General features: G+C 70.6%; 17 protein-coding genes and 1 tRNA gene. 9 read left to right on the top strand and 9 right to left on the bottom strand.

Translation table 11 applies throughout. The features are described from left to right. Positions 1 to 12 precede the first annotated feature (12 nt). The 6 genes from IF83_RS34650 (at position 13) to IF83_RS0108885 (ending at position 6,901) form a co-directional block, all read left to right on the top strand. The gene (locus tag IF83_RS34650) at positions 13 to 2,703 is read left to right on the top strand and encodes a histidine kinase (RefSeq protein ID WP_037679313.1); all 2,691 of its coding nucleotides are present in this window, start codon (positions 13 to 15) and stop codon (positions 2,701 to 2,703) included. Further along, the gene (locus IF83_RS0108905; RefSeq protein ID WP_030543532.1) at positions 2,700 to 3,380 is read left to right on the top strand and encodes a response regulator; all 681 of its coding nucleotides are present in this window, start codon (positions 2,700 to 2,702) and stop codon (positions 3,378 to 3,380) included. Before IF83_RS34650 ends, IF83_RS0108905 begins: the two co-directional genes overlap by 4 nt. Positions 3,381 to 3,636: 256 nt before the next feature. After that, on the top strand, positions 3,637 to 3,969 hold the full coding sequence (locus tag IF83_RS0108900; RefSeq protein ID WP_030543531.1) for an SCO4225 family membrane protein: 333 nt from the start codon (positions 3,637 to 3,639) through the stop codon (positions 3,967 to 3,969). A 136-nt stretch (positions 3,970 to 4,105) separates the two neighbouring features. Next, the gene (locus IF83_RS0108895; protein WP_158711019.1) at positions 4,106 to 5,050 is read left to right on the top strand and encodes a DPP IV N-terminal domain-containing protein; all 945 of its coding nucleotides are present in this window, start codon (positions 4,106 to 4,108) and stop codon (positions 5,048 to 5,050) included. 141 nt (positions 5,051 to 5,191) lie between these two features. Continuing rightward, on the top strand, positions 5,192 to 5,653 hold the full coding sequence (locus tag IF83_RS0108890) for a MerR family transcriptional regulator (protein WP_030543529.1): 462 nt from the start codon (positions 5,192 to 5,194) through the stop codon (positions 5,651 to 5,653). A 207-nt stretch (positions 5,654 to 5,860) separates the two neighbouring features. Then, a complete protein-coding gene (locus IF83_RS0108885; RefSeq protein ID WP_030543528.1) occupies positions 5,861 to 6,901 on the top strand; it encodes an NAD(P)-dependent alcohol dehydrogenase in 1,041 nt (346 codons plus the stop codon). Positions 6,902 to 7,290: 389 nt separating this feature from the next. On the opposite strand, the gene IF83_RS0108880 is transcribed toward IF83_RS0108885, so the two are convergent. Beyond that, the gene (locus IF83_RS0108880; RefSeq protein ID WP_030543527.1) at positions 7,291 to 9,201 is read right to left on the bottom strand and encodes a TerD family protein; all 1,911 of its coding nucleotides are present in this window, start codon (positions 9,199 to 9,201) and stop codon (positions 7,291 to 7,293) included. 101 nt (positions 9,202 to 9,302) lie between these two features. Next, positions 9,303 to 9,506, bottom strand: a complete 204-nt coding sequence (locus IF83_RS0108875; protein ID WP_051722608.1) for a ribbon-helix-helix protein, CopG family — start codon at positions 9,504 to 9,506, stop codon at positions 9,303 to 9,305. A gap of 182 nt (positions 9,507 to 9,688) precedes the next feature. Between IF83_RS0108875 and IF83_RS0108870 the strand changes: the two genes are divergently transcribed. Both IF83_RS0108870 and IF83_RS0108865 read left to right on the top strand, forming a co-directional pair. Further along, positions 9,689 to 10,012, top strand: a complete 324-nt coding sequence (locus IF83_RS0108870; RefSeq protein WP_030543525.1) for a helix-turn-helix domain-containing protein — start codon at positions 9,689 to 9,691, stop codon at positions 10,010 to 10,012. A gap of 559 nt (positions 10,013 to 10,571) precedes the next feature. Next, positions 10,572 to 11,102, top strand: coding sequence for a hypothetical protein (locus tag IF83_RS0108865; RefSeq protein WP_030543524.1), 531 nt, complete (start codon positions 10,572 to 10,574; stop codon positions 11,100 to 11,102). A gap of 437 nt (positions 11,103 to 11,539) precedes the next feature. Here the strand turns inward: IF83_RS0108865 and IF83_RS0108860 are convergent, their stop codons facing one another. From IF83_RS0108860 to IF83_RS0108835, 7 genes are all read right to left on the bottom strand, one after another. Continuing rightward, positions 11,540 to 11,803, bottom strand: a complete 264-nt coding sequence (locus tag IF83_RS0108860) for a hypothetical protein (protein WP_030543523.1) — start codon at positions 11,801 to 11,803, stop codon at positions 11,540 to 11,542. Further along, positions 11,800 to 12,153 carry a DUF6247 family protein gene (locus IF83_RS0108855; protein WP_030543522.1) on the bottom strand — a complete coding sequence of 118 codons (354 nt, stop codon included), beginning with the start codon at positions 12,151 to 12,153 and terminating at the stop codon, positions 11,800 to 11,802. The genes IF83_RS0108860 and IF83_RS0108855 overlap by 4 nt, the downstream gene beginning before the upstream one ends. Before the next feature lie 820 nt (positions 12,154 to 12,973). After that, positions 12,974 to 13,507: a HEPN domain-containing protein gene (locus IF83_RS34265; protein WP_051722607.1), complete on the bottom strand. Its 534-nt coding sequence runs from the start codon at positions 13,505 to 13,507 to the stop codon at positions 12,974 to 12,976. Continuing rightward, positions 13,504 to 13,809 carry an ApeA N-terminal domain 1-containing protein gene (locus IF83_RS34260; protein ID WP_208605857.1) on the bottom strand — a complete coding sequence of 102 codons (306 nt, stop codon included), beginning with the start codon at positions 13,807 to 13,809 and terminating at the stop codon, positions 13,504 to 13,506. The genes IF83_RS34265 and IF83_RS34260 overlap by 4 nt, the downstream gene beginning before the upstream one ends. 474 nt (positions 13,810 to 14,283) lie before the next feature. Beyond that, positions 14,284 to 14,544, bottom strand: coding sequence for a type II toxin-antitoxin system VapC family toxin (locus IF83_RS34255; RefSeq protein WP_051722605.1), 261 nt, complete (start codon positions 14,542 to 14,544; stop codon positions 14,284 to 14,286). After that, positions 14,531 to 14,752 carry a hypothetical protein gene (locus tag IF83_RS33665; RefSeq protein ID WP_158711018.1) on the bottom strand — a complete coding sequence of 74 codons (222 nt, stop codon included), beginning with the start codon at positions 14,750 to 14,752 and terminating at the stop codon, positions 14,531 to 14,533. The genes IF83_RS34255 and IF83_RS33665 overlap by 14 nt, the downstream gene beginning before the upstream one ends. Positions 14,753 to 14,890: 138 nt before the next feature. After that, positions 14,891 to 14,964 (bottom strand) — tRNA-Gly (locus tag IF83_RS0108835). Positions 14,965 to 15,239: 275 nt separating this feature from the next. Between IF83_RS0108835 and IF83_RS31835 the strand changes: the two genes are divergently transcribed. Next, on the top strand, positions 15,240 to 15,428 hold the full coding sequence (locus tag IF83_RS31835) for a hypothetical protein (RefSeq protein WP_078843306.1): 189 nt from the start codon (positions 15,240 to 15,242) through the stop codon (positions 15,426 to 15,428). The last annotated feature ends 93 nt before the right edge of the window (positions 15,429 to 15,521 follow it).

The raw sequence follows: 15,521 nt of genomic DNA, 5'->3' as shown, positions 1-15,521 counted from the left end.
CCTTGTTTCGCCATGAAACGAAACGACGGCCGGCTGCTCCCGGTCCTGCTGACCTGCGCCCAGGCCGTGGTGTGGCCCGGGGCGCCGCTGGTGCGCGGGGCCGTCCCGGCCGCGTCCGCCCTGCTCGTGGCGGCCCTGGTCGCCGGAGTGGTCACGGCCGCACTCGCCCTCCGCCGTGCCCGCCCGGTGGTCGCCCTCGTCGTCGTCGCCGGCGCCTGCGCGCTGGGCGCCGGGCCACTGCCCCCCGGGGCGATGGCGGTCCTCGGCACCGCGGGTGTCGCGCTGGCCCTGTTCACCGTCGCGACCGAACGCGACACCTTCACCGCCGTCCTGTGCGTGCCGGCGCTCGCGGCCTGGCAGCTTCTGTATGGCCTCAGCCTGCACGGGCTCAGCGACCGCGACGGACTCGACCTCGTCCTGACCTCCGTGCTGTACGCCGCGGCGTGCGGCGCCGGCCTTCTTGTGCGGCGGGCCCGGCGCGCGCGGAAGACGGCCGAACTCCTGCTGCGCCGGGCCGAGTCCGAGCGCCACCGGCTTCCGGCGGTCGAGCGGCGCCGCATGGAACGGGAGCTGCACGACGTCAGCGCCCACCATCTGACGGCCGTGGTGGTCACGGCGGGAGCGGCCCTCGGACTGCGCGAACGCCGCCCCGAACTGACCGGTGAAGCGCTGGAGTTCGCGGTCGGGACCGGCCGGGAGGTGACCCGCGCGCTCGGCGCGGTACGGGCGCCGGCGCCCTCCCGCGAGGACGTGCCCTCACCCGGGGAGCGGCTGCTGGACCTGGTCGCCGGCTTCCGGCGGCTGGACCAGCGGGTGGACTGCGAGGTCGACCCCCTGCCGGACGGCGTCCTCGCGGACGCGGCCTACGGCATCGTGCGCGAGGCGCTGACCAACGTGGCACGGCACGCCCCCGGCGCGGATACGAAGGTGCTGGTCCGGTACGGCGACACCCGCACGGACGTCGTCGTCACGAGCGCGGCACCGCCGGCCGGTGCGGTGGCGCACGGTGCCGGGCTCGGCGGCGGCCGCGGCCAGGGCTTCCTGAGGTCGCGGGCGCGGGAGGCGGGCGGCACCCTCACCACCGGCCCGACGGCGGCGGGCGGCTGGGAGGTGCGCGCGGTCCTGCCCGGCCGGACCGCGGCCCCGGCGGAGCGGTCCGTTCCGCGGAGCTATCGCGTGGCGCAGCTGACGGCGGCCGCCGGCCTGGTCGTACAGCCGCTGCTGCCGGTGCTGGTCATCCGGTCGGAGACGTTGCAGCCCGGTGGGCGGGTGTCCGCGGGCGTGTTCTTCGCGCTGCTCGTCGCGGCCCAGGCGGTCGCGCTGCTGTGGCTGCGCCGCGCGCCCCGCACGGCCCAGGGGGTCCTGCTCGGTCTGGCCCCGCTCTGGCCGGTGGCGATGGCCGCGGGCGGCTACACCGGTCCGGTGGTCCTGCCGCTCGCGATGAGCCTGCCGGCCACCTGCGCGGCGCTCGCGGCGGACGCGGCCCGTACGGCGGCCGGCCGGTCCCCGGCCGGGGACCGCCGGCGGCGCTTCCCCCGGCCGGCCCGTACGGCTGCCGACGCGTCGGCCACCGGCTCGTCGGTCACCGGGGCATCGGCCACCCGCTCGCCGGTCACCGGGGAGTCAGCCGCCGCCCCGTCCGCGGTGGACGCGTCCGCGGGCGGACCGCCCGCTGGCGGTGCCTTCGCGGGCGGACCACCCGCTGGCGGCGCCTCCGCAGGCGGACCACCCGCTGGCGGTGCCTTCGCGGGCGACGTGCCCGCAGGCGACACATCCACAGGTGACCCGTCCACAGGCCAGCCGTCCGCAAGCAGCCCGTCCGCAGGCAGCCCGTCCGCTGCCGGCTCGTCGATCCACGACCCGTCCGCCGCCACCACCGGCGCCCGCCCACGCCGCCCCGTACCGGCCGCCCTCCCGCTCGCCGCCGTGGCGGCGCACGCGGCGGCCGCGACGGCGGCCGTCCTGGACCGGGGCACGACGGTCCCCGTCTGGGCGGTTGTCGCGGTGACGACGGCCGCGGCGTCCCTGGCGGTAGCAGCCGCCCGCCGGGCCGGGGCCCTGCGGGGACGGCGCGACCGGGCCGCCCGGTCCACGCGGGACGAACGCCTCGCCGCCTGGACCGAGGAGGCCGTACGGGAGGCGTGGGCCGAGCGCCGGAGGATCGCCGCCGGACTGGAGACCACCGTCCTCACGCGCACCGCCGACATGGTCGCGGAGGCGGAGGCGGGCCGGCTCGACGCGACCGCCGAACGCGCACGCGAGGCCCTGGCCGCGATGCGCGCCCTGCTCGACGCCGTCCGGGAGGGCGAGACCGGGCCCGAGCTGCGGCCGCAGCCCACCCTCCAGGCGCTCGACCTGCTGGCCCACCAGCTCCGGGCCACCGGCCGCGAGGTCGAGATACGGCTGACCGACCGCGTGCCGGAACGGCTGCCCACCGCCGTCGACCTGGCCGCCTACCACGCCGCCGAGACGGTGCTCGCGGCCGTCGGCGACGAGCCCGCGGTGCTCGAACTCGACGCGGACGAGGATAGGTTGACGCTCACGGCCACCGGAGTGCCGCGCGCCGCCGACCCCGGCGTACGGGAGCGGCTGACCACGCGGGTCTCGGCACTCGGCGGGACCCTGACCACCGGCCCGCAGGGCACCGTCCGTCTCCGGCTGCCGCTGGCAGCCGCGGCGGACCACGAGGAGAGGGAACGATGAGCCTCAAGGTGCTGGTCGTCGACGACCAGGGCATCGTCCGGGCGGGGTTCGCCGCCGTGATCGACGCCGAGGAGGACATGACGGTCGTCGGCGAGGCCGCCGACGGCGCCGCCGCGGTACGGCTCGCCGAGGAGCTGGCACCCGACGTGGTCGTCATGGACGTCCGCATGCCCGAACTGGACGGCATCGCCGCCACCCGCATCATCACCGGCCGCCAGGACGCGCCCCGTGTCCTCGTCCTGACCACCTTCGACCTCGACGCGTACGTCTTCGACGCGCTGCGCGCCGGCGCCTCGGGCTTCCTGCTCAAGGACGTACGCCCCGCCGAACTGCTGGACGGCATCCGGGTGGTGGCGTCCGGCGAGAGCGTGCTCGCCCCGTCCGCGACCCGCCGTCTCATCGGCCACTACGCGTCCGGGGGGCGCTCCGCGGCCCCGGTCGGGAGCACCCCGGAGCTGGACAGTCTGACCGCCGGCCAGCGGCGCGTCCTCACCCTGGTCGCGTCCGGCCTCACCAACGCGGAGATCGCCGAGCAGCTCGGCATCACCGTGGGCACCGTGAAGTCCCATGTGAACGCGGTGCTCCGCAAGCTCGGGCTGCGGGACCGCGTGCAGGCGACGATCCTCGCCTACGACCTCGGCCTCGCCCGCCCGAACCCGCCCGGCACCCACCTCTGAGCACGGCGGGGCGGAGCCCGCGCGCGACTGGGCCGCGCGCGACTGGGCCGTGCGCAAGCGGGCCCGGCGGAACCGGGCCCGTGCAACCGGGCCGACCGCAACCGGACCCGCGTGACCGCGTGACCGCGTGACCGCGTGACCGCGTGACCGCGTCTGACGTAACCACTGCCATCGCCACGCCGTCCGCAACCCCGCCCGCGCAACCACGTCCCCGTCACCACGCCTTCCGTAACCCCGTCCGCAAGGAGTTCATCCCATGGCAGACACCGGTCCCGGCCGATCCGTCCCCCGTCCCCTCCGGGGCGCCGTCCACGCCTTCGGTCTCGTCGGCCTCGCCTACCTCGCGCTCTGCGCCGCCCTGGTCGTGTGGGCGTTCGTGGTGTCGGTGACCGACGACACGGGCGAGTCCATGGCGGCTGTCATCCCCATCCTCGCCACCGCCCCGGGCAGCCTCGTCATGACGTTCCTGCCGGAGAGCGCCGCGATGCTCGTCGTGGCGATCCTCTTCGGGGCGCTGGCCAACGCGGCGATCATCGGCTGGTGCACCCGGGTGCTGCGCCGCGGCCGCCGCCCGGACCCGGCGCACTGAGCACCGGCACCTGAACGCACGTGACCCACGCGGGCTGCGCGGGCGCCCGGGCCCGGGGGTGACGTTTCTTGATCCACTTTCGCTCCTGCACCGGGAGCCGGGACAGCCGGCTCCCGGATTCCCAGGAAGGATCTACGTGCGTTTCAGACATACCGTGCTGACCGTGGGGCTCGCCGTCGCCGCCGCCGGCCTGCCGATGGCAGGGACCGCCGCGGCCGGAGAGAAGCCGGCGGCCGGCTGGATCACGGCCACCGACTACTCCTCCGGCTCCCCCGCCCTGGCCGCGCTCGACCCCGTGAGCGGCGACGTCACCGGCCCCTTCGCGCAGAACGCCGAGGACGGAGTCGTCTCCCCGAAGGGCTCCGCCGTGGCGTACATCCAGCGCGACGACACCTGCATCCCCCAGGACGAGGGCTGCATGTATGCCCGGAACCTGGTCGTCGCCGACACCGACGGCAGCGACCAGCGTGTTCTGGTGCAGGGCGTTCAGCCCGAGATGGGCGGGTCCCCGTACGTCGGGCAGCCCGACTGGTCCCCGGACGGCCGGCGGATCGTCTACAGCAGCCCGCGCGGCATGGAGTGGGTCAACACGGACGGCACCGGACAGGAGGTGCTCACGACGGCCGGCGGCGCGGGCACCTTCTCGCCCGACGGCCGGAGCATCGCGTTCGTGAGGACCACCAGCCAGGAGACGCCCGACGGCTGGAAGTCCAGCCGAGACGTCTGGATCATGGACACCGCCACCCGGCAGGTGCGCCAGATCAGCACGGCCGGCAACGCGCTGTCCGGACCCGTCGACTGGTCCCCCGACGGGCAGCGCATCGTCTACACCACCGAGTACGGCCTGAGCGTCGTCGCCGTGGCGACCGGCGCCGTCACCGAACTGCAGAGCGGCTGGACGACCCCGCTCAGCGGCATCCGCGGCCCCGTCTTCTCTCCGGACGGCACCCGGATCGCCTTCTCCGCCATGGACGACTTCGCCTATACCCGCAGCACCTACGCCGTCGACGCCGCCGACGGCAGGAACCCGCGGGTCCTCACCGCCCAGGCCGTGATCCCCACCGACTGGCGCACCAAGTAGCCCGGACGCCGGCCGCGGGCCCGAGCGCCCGCGGCCGGCTGTCCCGTACCCGGTGTCCGCCGATGCCGGGCCCGGGACGGCCGGACGCGACCGCACGCGGCCTTTTGACTTGAAGCACTCGAAGTTCCTACGGTCGATGAAGTGAGCGCACGAACCGCCCAGCACACGTACACGATCAAGGAAGCGGCCGCGCTGACCGGTCTCCCGGCCAGCACGCTGCGCTACTACGAGTCGATCGGGGTGATCGGCCCGATCAGCCGCGGCGCGAGCAGCAAGCACCGGGTGTACGACGAGGACGACCTGCACCAGCTGATGTGGGTCGCGTGCCTGGCCGCCACCGGCATGTCGGTGAGCGACATGCGGCAGTACATGTCGAACGGGCAGCTGGGTCCCTCCGCCGCGGGCGAGCAGATCGAACTGCTCGCGGAGCAGGAGCGGCGTCTGGCACGTGAGGCCGAGCACATCGCTCTGCGCCGGCGCTACGTCCGCGTGAAGATCGACTACTGGCAGGCGGTTCAGGCGGGCGACGACGCCCGCGCCGAGACGCTGTCGACCGCGGCGCGCGAGCTCGCCGACGAGCTCAAGCGGGCCGGGAAGCCGTAGCCCGCCCGCGCGCCCACCGCCGGACCGCGACGGCGCGGGATGACAACGGTGACGCCGACGCGACGCCGGAGCCAGCGCCGACGCCGAAGCGAGCGCCGACGCCGACCGACGCCGAAGCCGCCCGGATGCCGTCCGCCGCCCCGCACCCGCCCCGCCCGCACTCACACCTCTCTCCCCCCACCACACCACAGACGATTGGACCCCCACATGCGCGTCAACGCCTACGCCGCCCCCGCCGCCGGACAGCCCCTGGCCCCCACCACCGTCGAGCGCCGCGACGTCGGACCCAACGACGTCCTCATCGAGATCCAGTACGCCGGCATCTGCCACTCCGACATCCACACCGTGAACGGCGACTGGGGCCCGCAGCCCTTCCCGGTCGTGCCCGGCCACGAGATCGTCGGCATCGTCACCGAGGCCGGATCCGCCGTCACCAGGCACCGCGCGGGCGACCGCGTCGGCGTCGGCTGCATGGTCAACTCCTGCGGCGAGTGCGCCAACTGCCGCAACGGCGACGAGCAGTACTGCGTCCACGGCATGGTCCCCACCTACGCCGGCACCGACCGCGACGGCACCACCACCCAGGGCGGCTACTCCACCCACGTCGTCGTCGACGCCGACTACGTCCTCTCCGTCCCCGAGAGCCTCGACGCGGCCGCCGCCGCACCGCTCCTCTGCGCGGGCATCACCACCTACGCCCCGCTGCGCCGCTGGAACGCCGGCCCCGGCAAGAAGGTCGCCGTCGTCGGACTCGGCGGACTGGGACACATCGCCGTCAAGATCGCCCACGCCCTCGGCGCCGAGGTCACCGTGCTGTCGCAGTCGCTGAAGAAGCAGGAGGACGGGCTCCGCCTCGGCGCCGACCACTACCACGCCACCTCGGACCCCGAGACCTTCGAGCAGCTCGCGGGCCGGTTCGACCTGATCATCAACACCGTCAGCGCGGGCATCGACCTGGGCGCCCATCTCGGCCTCCTGAACCTCGACGGCACGCTGGTGAACGTCGGCGCGTCGAGCGAGCCGCTCAGCCTCCACGTCATGTCGCTCATCGGCGCCCGCCGCTCCGTCGCCGGGTCGATGATCGGCGGCATAGCCCTGACCCAGGAGATGCTCGACTTCTGCGCCGAGCACAACATCGGGGCCGAGGTCGAGATCATCCCCGCGGACAAGATCAACGAGGCTTACGAGCGGGTGCTGGCCTCCGACGTCCGCTACCGCTTCGTCATTGACACCAAGACCCTCGCCTGACCGACCCACCGGCAGCCGGCGCTCTCGCGTCCACGGGACCTGACTTTCAGGATCGATGTCAGTGCCGCCTGCTAGCTTCCCCGGCAGAGTGAGACCGGCCAGAGAACCTTCGAGGTCCGCGGTCAAGGGGGGTGGGCACAAAGGTCCCCGGGAGCCACCTCGGGACCATGCCGGAAGCCGCAACCCCACCCCCCTCCTCACCTGCCCACACGCTTCCCACCCGTTCCGGGAAACGGTTCGGGCCGGGGCCTACGACCTGGGCCGCGCCTGAGATCAGTCGTCCACCCCGCAACAGGCCGGCCGAGCACCGCCGCGACGAACCAGCAGACCGCTCCCGCGCCCCATCGGGCACAGCCGGGCACGGACGAGACGTCCGCATCCGGCACCGTTCAGTCGGCGACGTCGACCCCATATCCGCGTGCGAGGGCATCAAGGCCATGGTCGTAGCCCTGGCCGACGGCGCGCAGGCGCCAGACCGGGCCCCTGCGGTAGATCTCCGCGAGCAGCATGGTGCGTTCGGTGGTGGCGGCGTCCAGGGTCGCCCGGGCGAGAGGGGCCCCGCTGCTGCCGGGGGCCGCACCGATCTGGATCGCGCCGACCGTTCCGAAGGTGGCGGCACCGTCGATGGCCGCGGCGACGACGACCTTCCGCGTCGCGGGCGGCAGGGACGCCAGGTCGAGGGCGATGGTCTGTTCGGCAGGGCCTCCGGTCAGCAGGCGCACCGTCCCGGCAGGGCTCTCCGGGGCTCCGTAGAAGACGAAGTCCTCGTCGAAGGTGACCTGTTCGTCCTCGTCGAGAAGGAAGGCGACGATGTCGATCTCGCAGTCGGATTGCGGGGCCCATCCGGCGGTGACGTACCACTCGGGCGCCGGCCCTCCGTGGGGCATGGGCAGGTCGATGACGCCGCCCCTCGGTAGCACCAGTGGCTCCTGAGGCCTGGGCGCCACCGCGTTCCGGTCCGTTGCGGTCGGAGAGGTGAGCCACCGCAGGTTGTGCACAGGGAGCGCGAGTGCGGTGATGCGCCGCATGCGGCGGTCGCCCTCCCCTCCGGGCAGAAGCACGACGTCGGTGACGCCGGCGGACAGGTTGACCGCTGCGGAACCGCCCAGGTCGACGACCCGGGTACGAGCTGCCACGGCATCGGCATGGCCACCACCGAGCACCAGCACCCGGCGTCCCGCCAAGGGCTTGTCCACGGTGCCGGCGGAGGGATCCGGCCGGCGGGGAGCGGGGACTGCCACACCGGGTGAGGCCGCGGGGGGATCGGCTGCATCCGGGGCGGTCGCGGCAGAGGCTGTGGGGGACGCCGGCTCCAGGCGACCGGCCCGCTCCGCATCCGGCCCGGCGACCGGAGCGTTGACCTTGGCAGCCGTCGCCTCATGCGCTGCCCCCGGCTGTACGTCGGCCAGCAGCCGCAGGAAGGAGTGCTCGTCGATGACCGGTACGCCCTCGGCCAGCGCGCGCCGGGCCTTCGCCGAACCGGATGCCGGTTCGTTGGTGACCAGCACACTGGTGTGCCGGCTGACGGAGGTCATCATGTTCAGTCCGGCGGCGACCGCCCGCCCGACGAGCTCCGCCCGAGCGTGGGCGGTCTCACCGGTGATCGCGACCTTCATTCCCTGCCGGAGCGGCCCACCGGGAGTCAGACGTCCCGGATTGCGGTAGCCACAGGGGGTCTTCGGCGGTTTCGGCGTGAACTGGGACTCCGCCCGTGGTGGGCAGGTCACCAGTGGCAAGGGCAGATCAAGCCGGGCCGCCGCGCTCAGCGACGCCCGCAGGATTCCGGCGAGCACCCGGGTGTCGTCCAGTGCGTCGTGAGCGTGCTGCTGGGGGATGCCGTAGTGGGCGGCGAGGGTGCCGAGCTTCATGTCCTCCGTCGGCGGATCCACCTGGCGGTTGAGCGCCAGGGTGCACAGCCGCTGCGACACCGGCAGCCACAGCCGCGCACGGGCGAACTCGTGGGCCAGGAAGTCGTAGTCGAATTGGGCGTTGTGGGCCACCAGGACCCGGTCCTGGAGCATCGCTCCGATCCGCCCGGCGACCTGGTCGAAGGTCGGTGCCCCCCGCAGCCGCTCGACGGTGAGTCCGTGCACGTCCACCGGGCCCGGATCGCACCCCGGGTTGAGGAGCGTCGAGAACTCCCCGGTCTGCTCACCGTCCGGGCCGACCGTGATCACCGCAATGGACAGCACCCGGTCCTGCCGGGCCATGAGCCCCGAGGTCTCCACATCGACCAGGGCCCAGTCGTAAGCGTAGTCACCCGTGGTGGGCACGTCGAAGGAGGGGGAGACGAGACTCATGATGCCAAGGATGATCCGATATGCGGCTCTCCTTCAACCTGCATGGGCGGATTGCACTCGCCCGGAAAGCTGATGAGAGGACTCCTGCTACTCACTTGGCGTCAGGCTCTCAGCCGGTCCGAACCACCGCCGAAGTCCAGGCTCGGGATGTCCCAGTCCTCGTACCGGCGTCGGGTGCGCAGGGCCACGAGATGAAGCGCCTCACGAAAGTACTCCGATGCAGGTCGTCCCTCTCGCGCGGCTGCTTGCTTGATCAGCGCGAGGTCCTCCTCGTCGACCATGACGGTCTTCTTCTTCAGAGCCATGTGGCTATGGTGCCTCAGCCATAACCAGCCCTTCCGAAAACTGACCAGCCGCGAAGTCCTCGGGGCGCCCCATGGGACTCCCCTCGCCGCTCGCTGCCGACCGTGGTTGACCGGCCCGTCGGGCGCGGATCCGGCAGGAGGGGCCGGGCCGAGCACACCTACGATCGGCGCAAGGAGAGCTGATGAACCACAGCACGTGGAGGACGCGCCGGACCCGGCAGCTTGCGGGCGAGGTCGTGGAGTATGACCAGGAGTACGTCGACGCGCGGCTGGCCGGCGATCTCGGACAGGCGGTCTACGACCGCCGGATCGAGCTCGGACTGTCCCAGTCCGAACTGGCCGAGCGGGCCGGGATGACGCAGCCTCAGGTATCCCGGATGGAGGGCGGCGACACCGTGCCCACTCTCCCGCTGCTGCGACGCCTGGCCAAGGCACTCGACGGCACCCTGAACCTGGCCATCGACGAGGGCGATTCCTACGTCACCTTCACTCCGCACGCTGCCTGAAGCCGAGCTCCGCCCGGTCCGCCGAGGACGGCGTCCTGCGCGTCGTAGGGGGCCGGGCTTGAGGCTGCGTGATGCGGAAGAGAGCGTTCCCTTCGGTGGGTCCCGAGGCTGGGTCTTCCACAGCGATGGCACGCAATGAGGTCGGCCCCTTCGCAGTTATGGGTTTCATCGGCGTGGCATAGCTCACCCGAACAACAAACAAGGCCCCGGGTCTGCGACCTGGGCCTTCGTCGTAGAGCGGGTGACGGGAATCGAACCCGCGCTCTGAGCTTGGGAATCACCGGCCCTCTGGGCTTAGTTGGTGACCCGACCAGCGGCAACGGGTGTCAGGGCGAAGTCTTGGGCTCTCCCTGGCACCCGCTGTTGTCCGTGGTTTACCGACCTGTCGGGCACGGATCGGGCACGCCCTCTGATCCGTAGCTCTATGTGGAGTGGTCAGTGAAGGACAAACAGGCCGCTCGGGTGCCTCCCAGGGGCGCTGCTGGGTGCGCTCGGTTGCTGTAGTTGCTGTAGTTGCTGTACTTCGGTGCTGTGCCGATGGCATCGGCAGAATTGGCCCATGGATGCTGGACTGACTGCACTGCTGGGCGCCGCCGTGGGCTCACTCGCCACCCTCGGCTCCGCGATGGTCACTGGGCGGGCGGCTGCGCGCTCGCAGTTCGCTCAATGGCGCCGACAGCACCGGCGGGACGCCTACGCGAACTACCTGGCGGCGCTGTACGACCGCGATGTGGCCCTGGATGCTGTGCGCGACGCGCTGCGGGCAGACCCCCCGGACCTGCGGGAGGTCGACGACAATATGGAGCGCTTCCGCGCCCAGGTCCGCGGCGTTCACCGGGCTGCCGAGTTCGTCATCCTCGAAGGTCCGCAATCCGTGGTGCAGGCGCTCTATCGCGCGGTGCACGCGGCCGACGATTTGGCCGAGGTCATGCGCCGAATGGTGCGTGATGCCCATGCGGGTGACGCTTCCCGCAAGGCCGCGGACTTCGCACTCGCCGCCGAGCGGGAGTACCTTTTGTACCAGGCGGTCAAAGGCCTCCGCGCAGCGGCATCGGACGTCCTTGGCGATCGGCAGATACGCGTCTCCTAGCCATCTGGCCGACGGAGCCTTGAAACGAGGTGCCCTTGCCACCAGCGGTTGAAAAACCGTCGTGGCGCGAGTCACCGTGGGTTCACATCCCACACCCACCGCCAGGTGAAACGGCCCCTGACCAGGTACCTCGGTCGAGGGCTGTTCGCGTGCCGGTTCGCTGGCATCACTCGGTGTTTCCCGTGGCTCCCCGCTTGACCGGGCACGCTGCGGAGACGGCACACCGGGCGGACACGATGCCTGTCAGCGCCACAGCTACGAGAGCCGTCGTCCACCAACGCTCAGACCGACCCATGCTCACGTCGCCCCCAGCCAGAACCACCGATGCCGACACGGGCACGTGCTCCGATCTTTGCGACCGGAAGCAACTCGGGCGGACTTGTGACCCCGGGCCCTTGCGGCTCTCACCCGTGGCGAGCCGGCGCCGCAGCGACTGATCAGCCGAGCCATGTGACGCGAGTGATCACCACCAGCTCAAGGCGTTCCAGTGCCAGGAACATGAAGAAGCCCCGTCCCCCGAAGACGTCCTGGGTCCGCAGGCCTCCCCCGTGTGGATTTCCGCGGCCAACGTTGACCGCGTCCCGGCCCAAGATCGTCAGCTGCTCAGCCAAGCGCTCTACCTCGGCCACGACTTCGTACGGCAGACCGCCTACGACGTGCTCGGCGTCGGGGTCGTAGTCCCAGGTCCAGGTATCGCTCACGCGGAGATCTCGTGGTGGGCCAGTTCCGTGATCTGTCGGATCTCGGAGAGTGTGGAGCGAAGGGTCTCGCGGTCGGTGGCCTCTTCCGCCAACGCCTCCAGTTCGTGCAGGCGGGCGGCGCGGGCCGGGTAGCGCTGGACAGCGACGAACTCCCCCCACCACTGCAGAAAGGTACGCAGGGGAGCGATGGTGCTCTGGGCGGCGGCTTGTTCGACCGCGCGGTCGAGGTGCTCAACGAAAGCAGGCAGCTGGGCGGGTGCGATCTGGGCGACCGCCGCGCGGAGGGCTGCCGGGGTGAGCGCCGGCATGGGGATCAGGGGCCCGTCGGGGGCAGAAGGCTGTTCGGTCATCGGAACGTCTCCTGGGCGGCGGTCTACGCGATCATCTGAGCCTGGCCGTTGTTGCGGTCGCTGGGTTGAGCTTACGCCCCCCTTCGCCGGCTACGTGACACCTGACGCCTCTCGACCGTCTTGCTTCAAGTGCGATGGTGTTTCGCCGGATCTTGGTCGGCATCGTGGGCTGACGGAGAGATGCGGCAGCGCAGGGCAACAAAGAAGCCCCAGGTTGTCAACCTGGAGCTTCGTCGTGGAGCGGGTGACGGGAATCGAACCCGCGCTCTGAGCTTGGGAATCACCGGGCGCTTGGGCGGCAAAATGGCGCCTGACCTGCTGGAACGATCCGATTCAGTGGCTGTGATGCCACTCGTTGCTGACCGTGGTTGACCCAGGTTCGCTGCCCCAACGGGCACGCATCGGGCACGACGGCTCCAGCCAAGGAGAGAGCTGCACGACCCACGCGCTTTCCAACTGTTCGTGCGGGCATTCGGACGGGTTCGTCAGCCTTCTGACCTGCGGCGCAGGGGTAGCGGGTCGGCAGTATGAACGCCCTTGAATGCAACCCGAACTGCAACCCTCTGCCCTGCCTCTGAACTGCAATGACTTTGATTCGGGGGCCCGGCCTGGCCCCACCAGTTCAAACGCCTCCGAATCCGCTACGAGATACGAGCCGACCTCCACCTTCGGGGCGGAGACGTTGTACGACAGCACGCCAAGCGGCAGCACCGACTGTTGCTCACCTCCCACCCTGAAGACTGGAACACGGTGTAGGAGGAGTACAGCGGGTGACTACCTGAAATCTCAGCAAGGTTGAGGGCGTCAGCCACGCTGCGGCTCAGGAGACGGCATCGGGCGAGACCAGCCATTCGCGAGCAGTGCTGGCGGTCGCTCTGAGCTGGGGATGCTCCCGGACGATACCGCTTTGCCGCTCAGCAGGCAGGCCGAGTTCGTGCAGAAGATTGAGAATGATGACTGCCGTGGTCACCTCCACGACGGCAATTAGCTCCTCTATGCAGTGATTCGGCGTTTTTCCCTCGTGCGTCAGGTCGTTGCGGGCCCGAGTGGTCCTTTCGGCCCACCGGTCCACGTCTGGGATGAGAAGCGCAATCGCGTCCTGGTCGGGACGCGCGGCGAGGGCGTACAGCCGGTCCCGGAGCGTTGGGTCGTTGCGGATGACTCCCTTGAACCTCTCCCGGTGCCTCTCAGGCACCTGCTCGAGCATGGCGTCGCGCATCGTCTTGAATTCCGTCCTTGGAAACGGCTTCTCGTCGATGCGGAGACCGCGGTGCAGCACCTCGGCGGCTCCCACTGCCGTCAGGAGGTTGTTCTCCACGTAGCGGGCCGGCGCGTAGCGGAGGCCCAGGATCATGCTGGTAGCAGGCTTTTCACCCGTGCGCCGATTGTTCGCTTCCCGCCCTTCGGGAAACAGTCGAGGAGGGAGATCTCCTGTTGCTCGGCAGCGCCATGGATGACGTCCCAGTTCCGGCTCCCCTCGTGGAACACGGTAAGGCCAGGAGAGGGCGTCGACATGATGCGGTCTTCGAACGCGCCGATCAGCGAAAGCACCAGGCCGTTGTCCGGCGAGTATCGGAGGACACCGGGCAACGGCTGGTCAGGGTTGTCGGGTAGCCACCAAATGCCTGACCACTCGCGGACCTCGTCAAGGTTCAACGGGTTACTCGCCAAAAGTATCCCCCTGCGTCTCTTGGGACTCACAGAGAATCAAAGCCTCTTCCAATCTGCTGGCCGTGTCCGCCAGTTGCGCGGCTCCACGGTGCGATGAAGCTTCTCGTAGTTCGACGGACGACAAGTTTGGGCGAACCCACACGCTCCCGTCGGTCGCCCGGCCATTGAGACGCAGTCCGGGCACCTTTGCCTCGCCCTGCGGGACAACGCTCCCCGTATCGTCTTGGCTCCGGCACTTCACGACCACTGCTGACCGTGGCTCTCCAACCGTTCTGGCACGCATCCGGCGCGGCGCAGTGCGACCCGGTCTCATGGCAGAAGGGTCAGCGCCGGCACATGAAGAGGCCTGATGGCGTGGAAGTGGCGGTGATCCAGTGTGGCCACGGCGGGTGCTTTGAGGCGCTCTGCGAGGGCGACCACCGAGGCGTCGGCAACACCGAGAGGGAAGCCACGGTACTGCTACATAAGCTCCGCCATGCGGAAAAGATCGTGGCGTTCGGTGGGGACCTGGATCAGGTCTTCAGCGGCGGCGGCCTCGATGAGGTTGATCTCGGCGTCCGGGCTGACGTACTTGGCGAGCAGGTAGCAGGCTTCGGTGAGTACGTAGGGCGTGACCAGCAGTTCGCCGTTGTGGGATTCCAGCAGCTCGGCGCAGCTCTGATGGTCGGGGTCGTTGCGGTTCAGGAGGGCGACAAGGGGGCCGGTGTCAACGATCAGCATCGGCCTCGCCGAGCTCCTCGCGAGCGATGTGCTTGGCCCGGGCACCCAGATCTTCCGGCGGCCCGTCGAAGCTCCGCAGGACGCGGAAACGGCTTGCCGGGGGTTCCTTCACCAGGCGCAGCGCATGCCGACGCAGTTCTTCGGCCTGCTCGGGTTCAAGGCGTTCGATGAGATCATGCAGATCGCTGTAGTCGTGGGCGGCAGTCATGCTGACTCTCCCTGTCGGCCGTCTCTGCTGCCACGATAACGCTCGGCGACGGAAGTCGCCGCGAGCGTCAGATGTTCCACGCCTGTGGCAGAGCCGGACGACAAAGAAGCCCCGGGCCGCCGGCCTGGGGCTTTCGTGTGGAGCGGGTGACGGGAATCGAACCCGCGCTCTGAGCTTGGGAAGCTCATGTTCTACCATTAAACTACACCCGCAAGGTGGGGCCGTTGGAGGCGCCTCACCGTCGCATACTGTACCCCATCGTGACCCCCGGCGTATGAGCCGTGGGGTCTTTTGCGTTGTTCGGGAGAGGGCCGGGCCGGCTTGTTCGGGGCGGTCCGGGGTTCGGCGGGATAGGGGTGTGCGGGAGCCCGGCCGTGGGTGTGGAGCGGTTATCGGGTGGGGGAGTTGGGGCATACGGTGGGGCGGAGAGCCGCCTCCGGCGATGCCGGGTCCATCCCCTAATGTGGCCTTCGTCCGTCCACGCTTCATGGGGATTGGGGAAAAGGACTCGATGCAGCACACCGTCGTCCGCTGTGCCGAAGGGCACGTCTTCAGCACGGCTTCGTTCCCGATGCAGAACCTCGGCAGCGGCAGGCTCGGGCCCGCCCGGCTGCTGCGCTGTCCGCGCTGCGCCCGGCTGCGGCACTCGGTGCCGGTGGGGCAGGGGAAGCGCTAGGTCGTTTCTGATGGCTCTTGGACGGTGTCTCGGAGCCAGATGACGATCGCGGTGACGGTCAGAGTGCCATTGAAGATGTAGTCGCGTTTGTCA

The organism is Streptomyces albus subsp. albus, assembly GCF_000719865.1.
GTDB lineage: Bacteria > Actinomycetota > Actinomycetes > Streptomycetales > Streptomycetaceae > Streptomyces > Streptomyces albus_E.
The sequence above is the reverse complement of the archived record's forward strand: the minus strand, read 5'-3'. Positions and strand labels throughout refer to the sequence as shown.

What these genes read in the sequence shown, in the direction of transcription:
- IF83_RS0108870 (WP_030543525.1), top strand. Translation starts at nt 9,689, where the DNA reads ATGAACCACAGCACGTGGAGGACGCGCCGGACCCGGCAGCTTGCGGGC.
- IF83_RS0108855 (WP_030543522.1), bottom strand. Translation starts at nt 12,153, where the DNA reads ATGACCGAACAGCCTTCTGCCCCCGACGGGCCCCTGATCCCCATGCCG.
- IF83_RS33665 (WP_158711018.1), bottom strand. Translation starts at nt 14,752, where the DNA reads ATGACTGCCGCCCACGACTACAGCGATCTGCATGATCTCATCGAACGC.
- IF83_RS0108880 (WP_030543527.1), bottom strand. Translation starts at nt 9,201, where the DNA reads ATGAGTCTCGTCTCCCCCTCCTTCGACGTGCCCACCACGGGTGACTAC.
- IF83_RS0108875 (WP_051722608.1), bottom strand. Translation starts at nt 9,506, where the DNA reads ATGGCTCTGAAGAAGAAGACCGTCATGGTCGACGAGGAGGACCTCGCG.
- IF83_RS0108905 (WP_030543532.1), top strand. Translation starts at nt 2,700, where the DNA reads ATGAGCCTCAAGGTGCTGGTCGTCGACGACCAGGGCATCGTCCGGGCG.
- IF83_RS34265 (WP_051722607.1), bottom strand. Translation starts at nt 13,507, where the DNA reads ATGATCCTGGGCCTCCGCTACGCGCCGGCCCGCTACGTGGAGAACAAC.
- IF83_RS31835 (WP_078843306.1), top strand. Translation starts at nt 15,240, where the DNA reads ATGGGGATTGGGGAAAAGGACTCGATGCAGCACACCGTCGTCCGCTGT.
- IF83_RS34255 (WP_051722605.1), bottom strand. Translation starts at nt 14,544, where the DNA reads ATGCTGATCGTTGACACCGGCCCCCTTGTCGCCCTCCTGAACCGCAAC.
- IF83_RS0108885 (WP_030543528.1), top strand. Translation starts at nt 5,861, where the DNA reads ATGCGCGTCAACGCCTACGCCGCCCCCGCCGCCGGACAGCCCCTGGCC.
- IF83_RS34650 (WP_037679313.1), top strand. Translation starts at nt 13, where the DNA reads ATGAAACGAAACGACGGCCGGCTGCTCCCGGTCCTGCTGACCTGCGCC.
- IF83_RS0108865 (WP_030543524.1), top strand. Translation starts at nt 10,572, where the DNA reads ATGGATGCTGGACTGACTGCACTGCTGGGCGCCGCCGTGGGCTCACTC.
- IF83_RS0108900 (WP_030543531.1), top strand. Translation starts at nt 3,637, where the DNA reads ATGGCAGACACCGGTCCCGGCCGATCCGTCCCCCGTCCCCTCCGGGGC.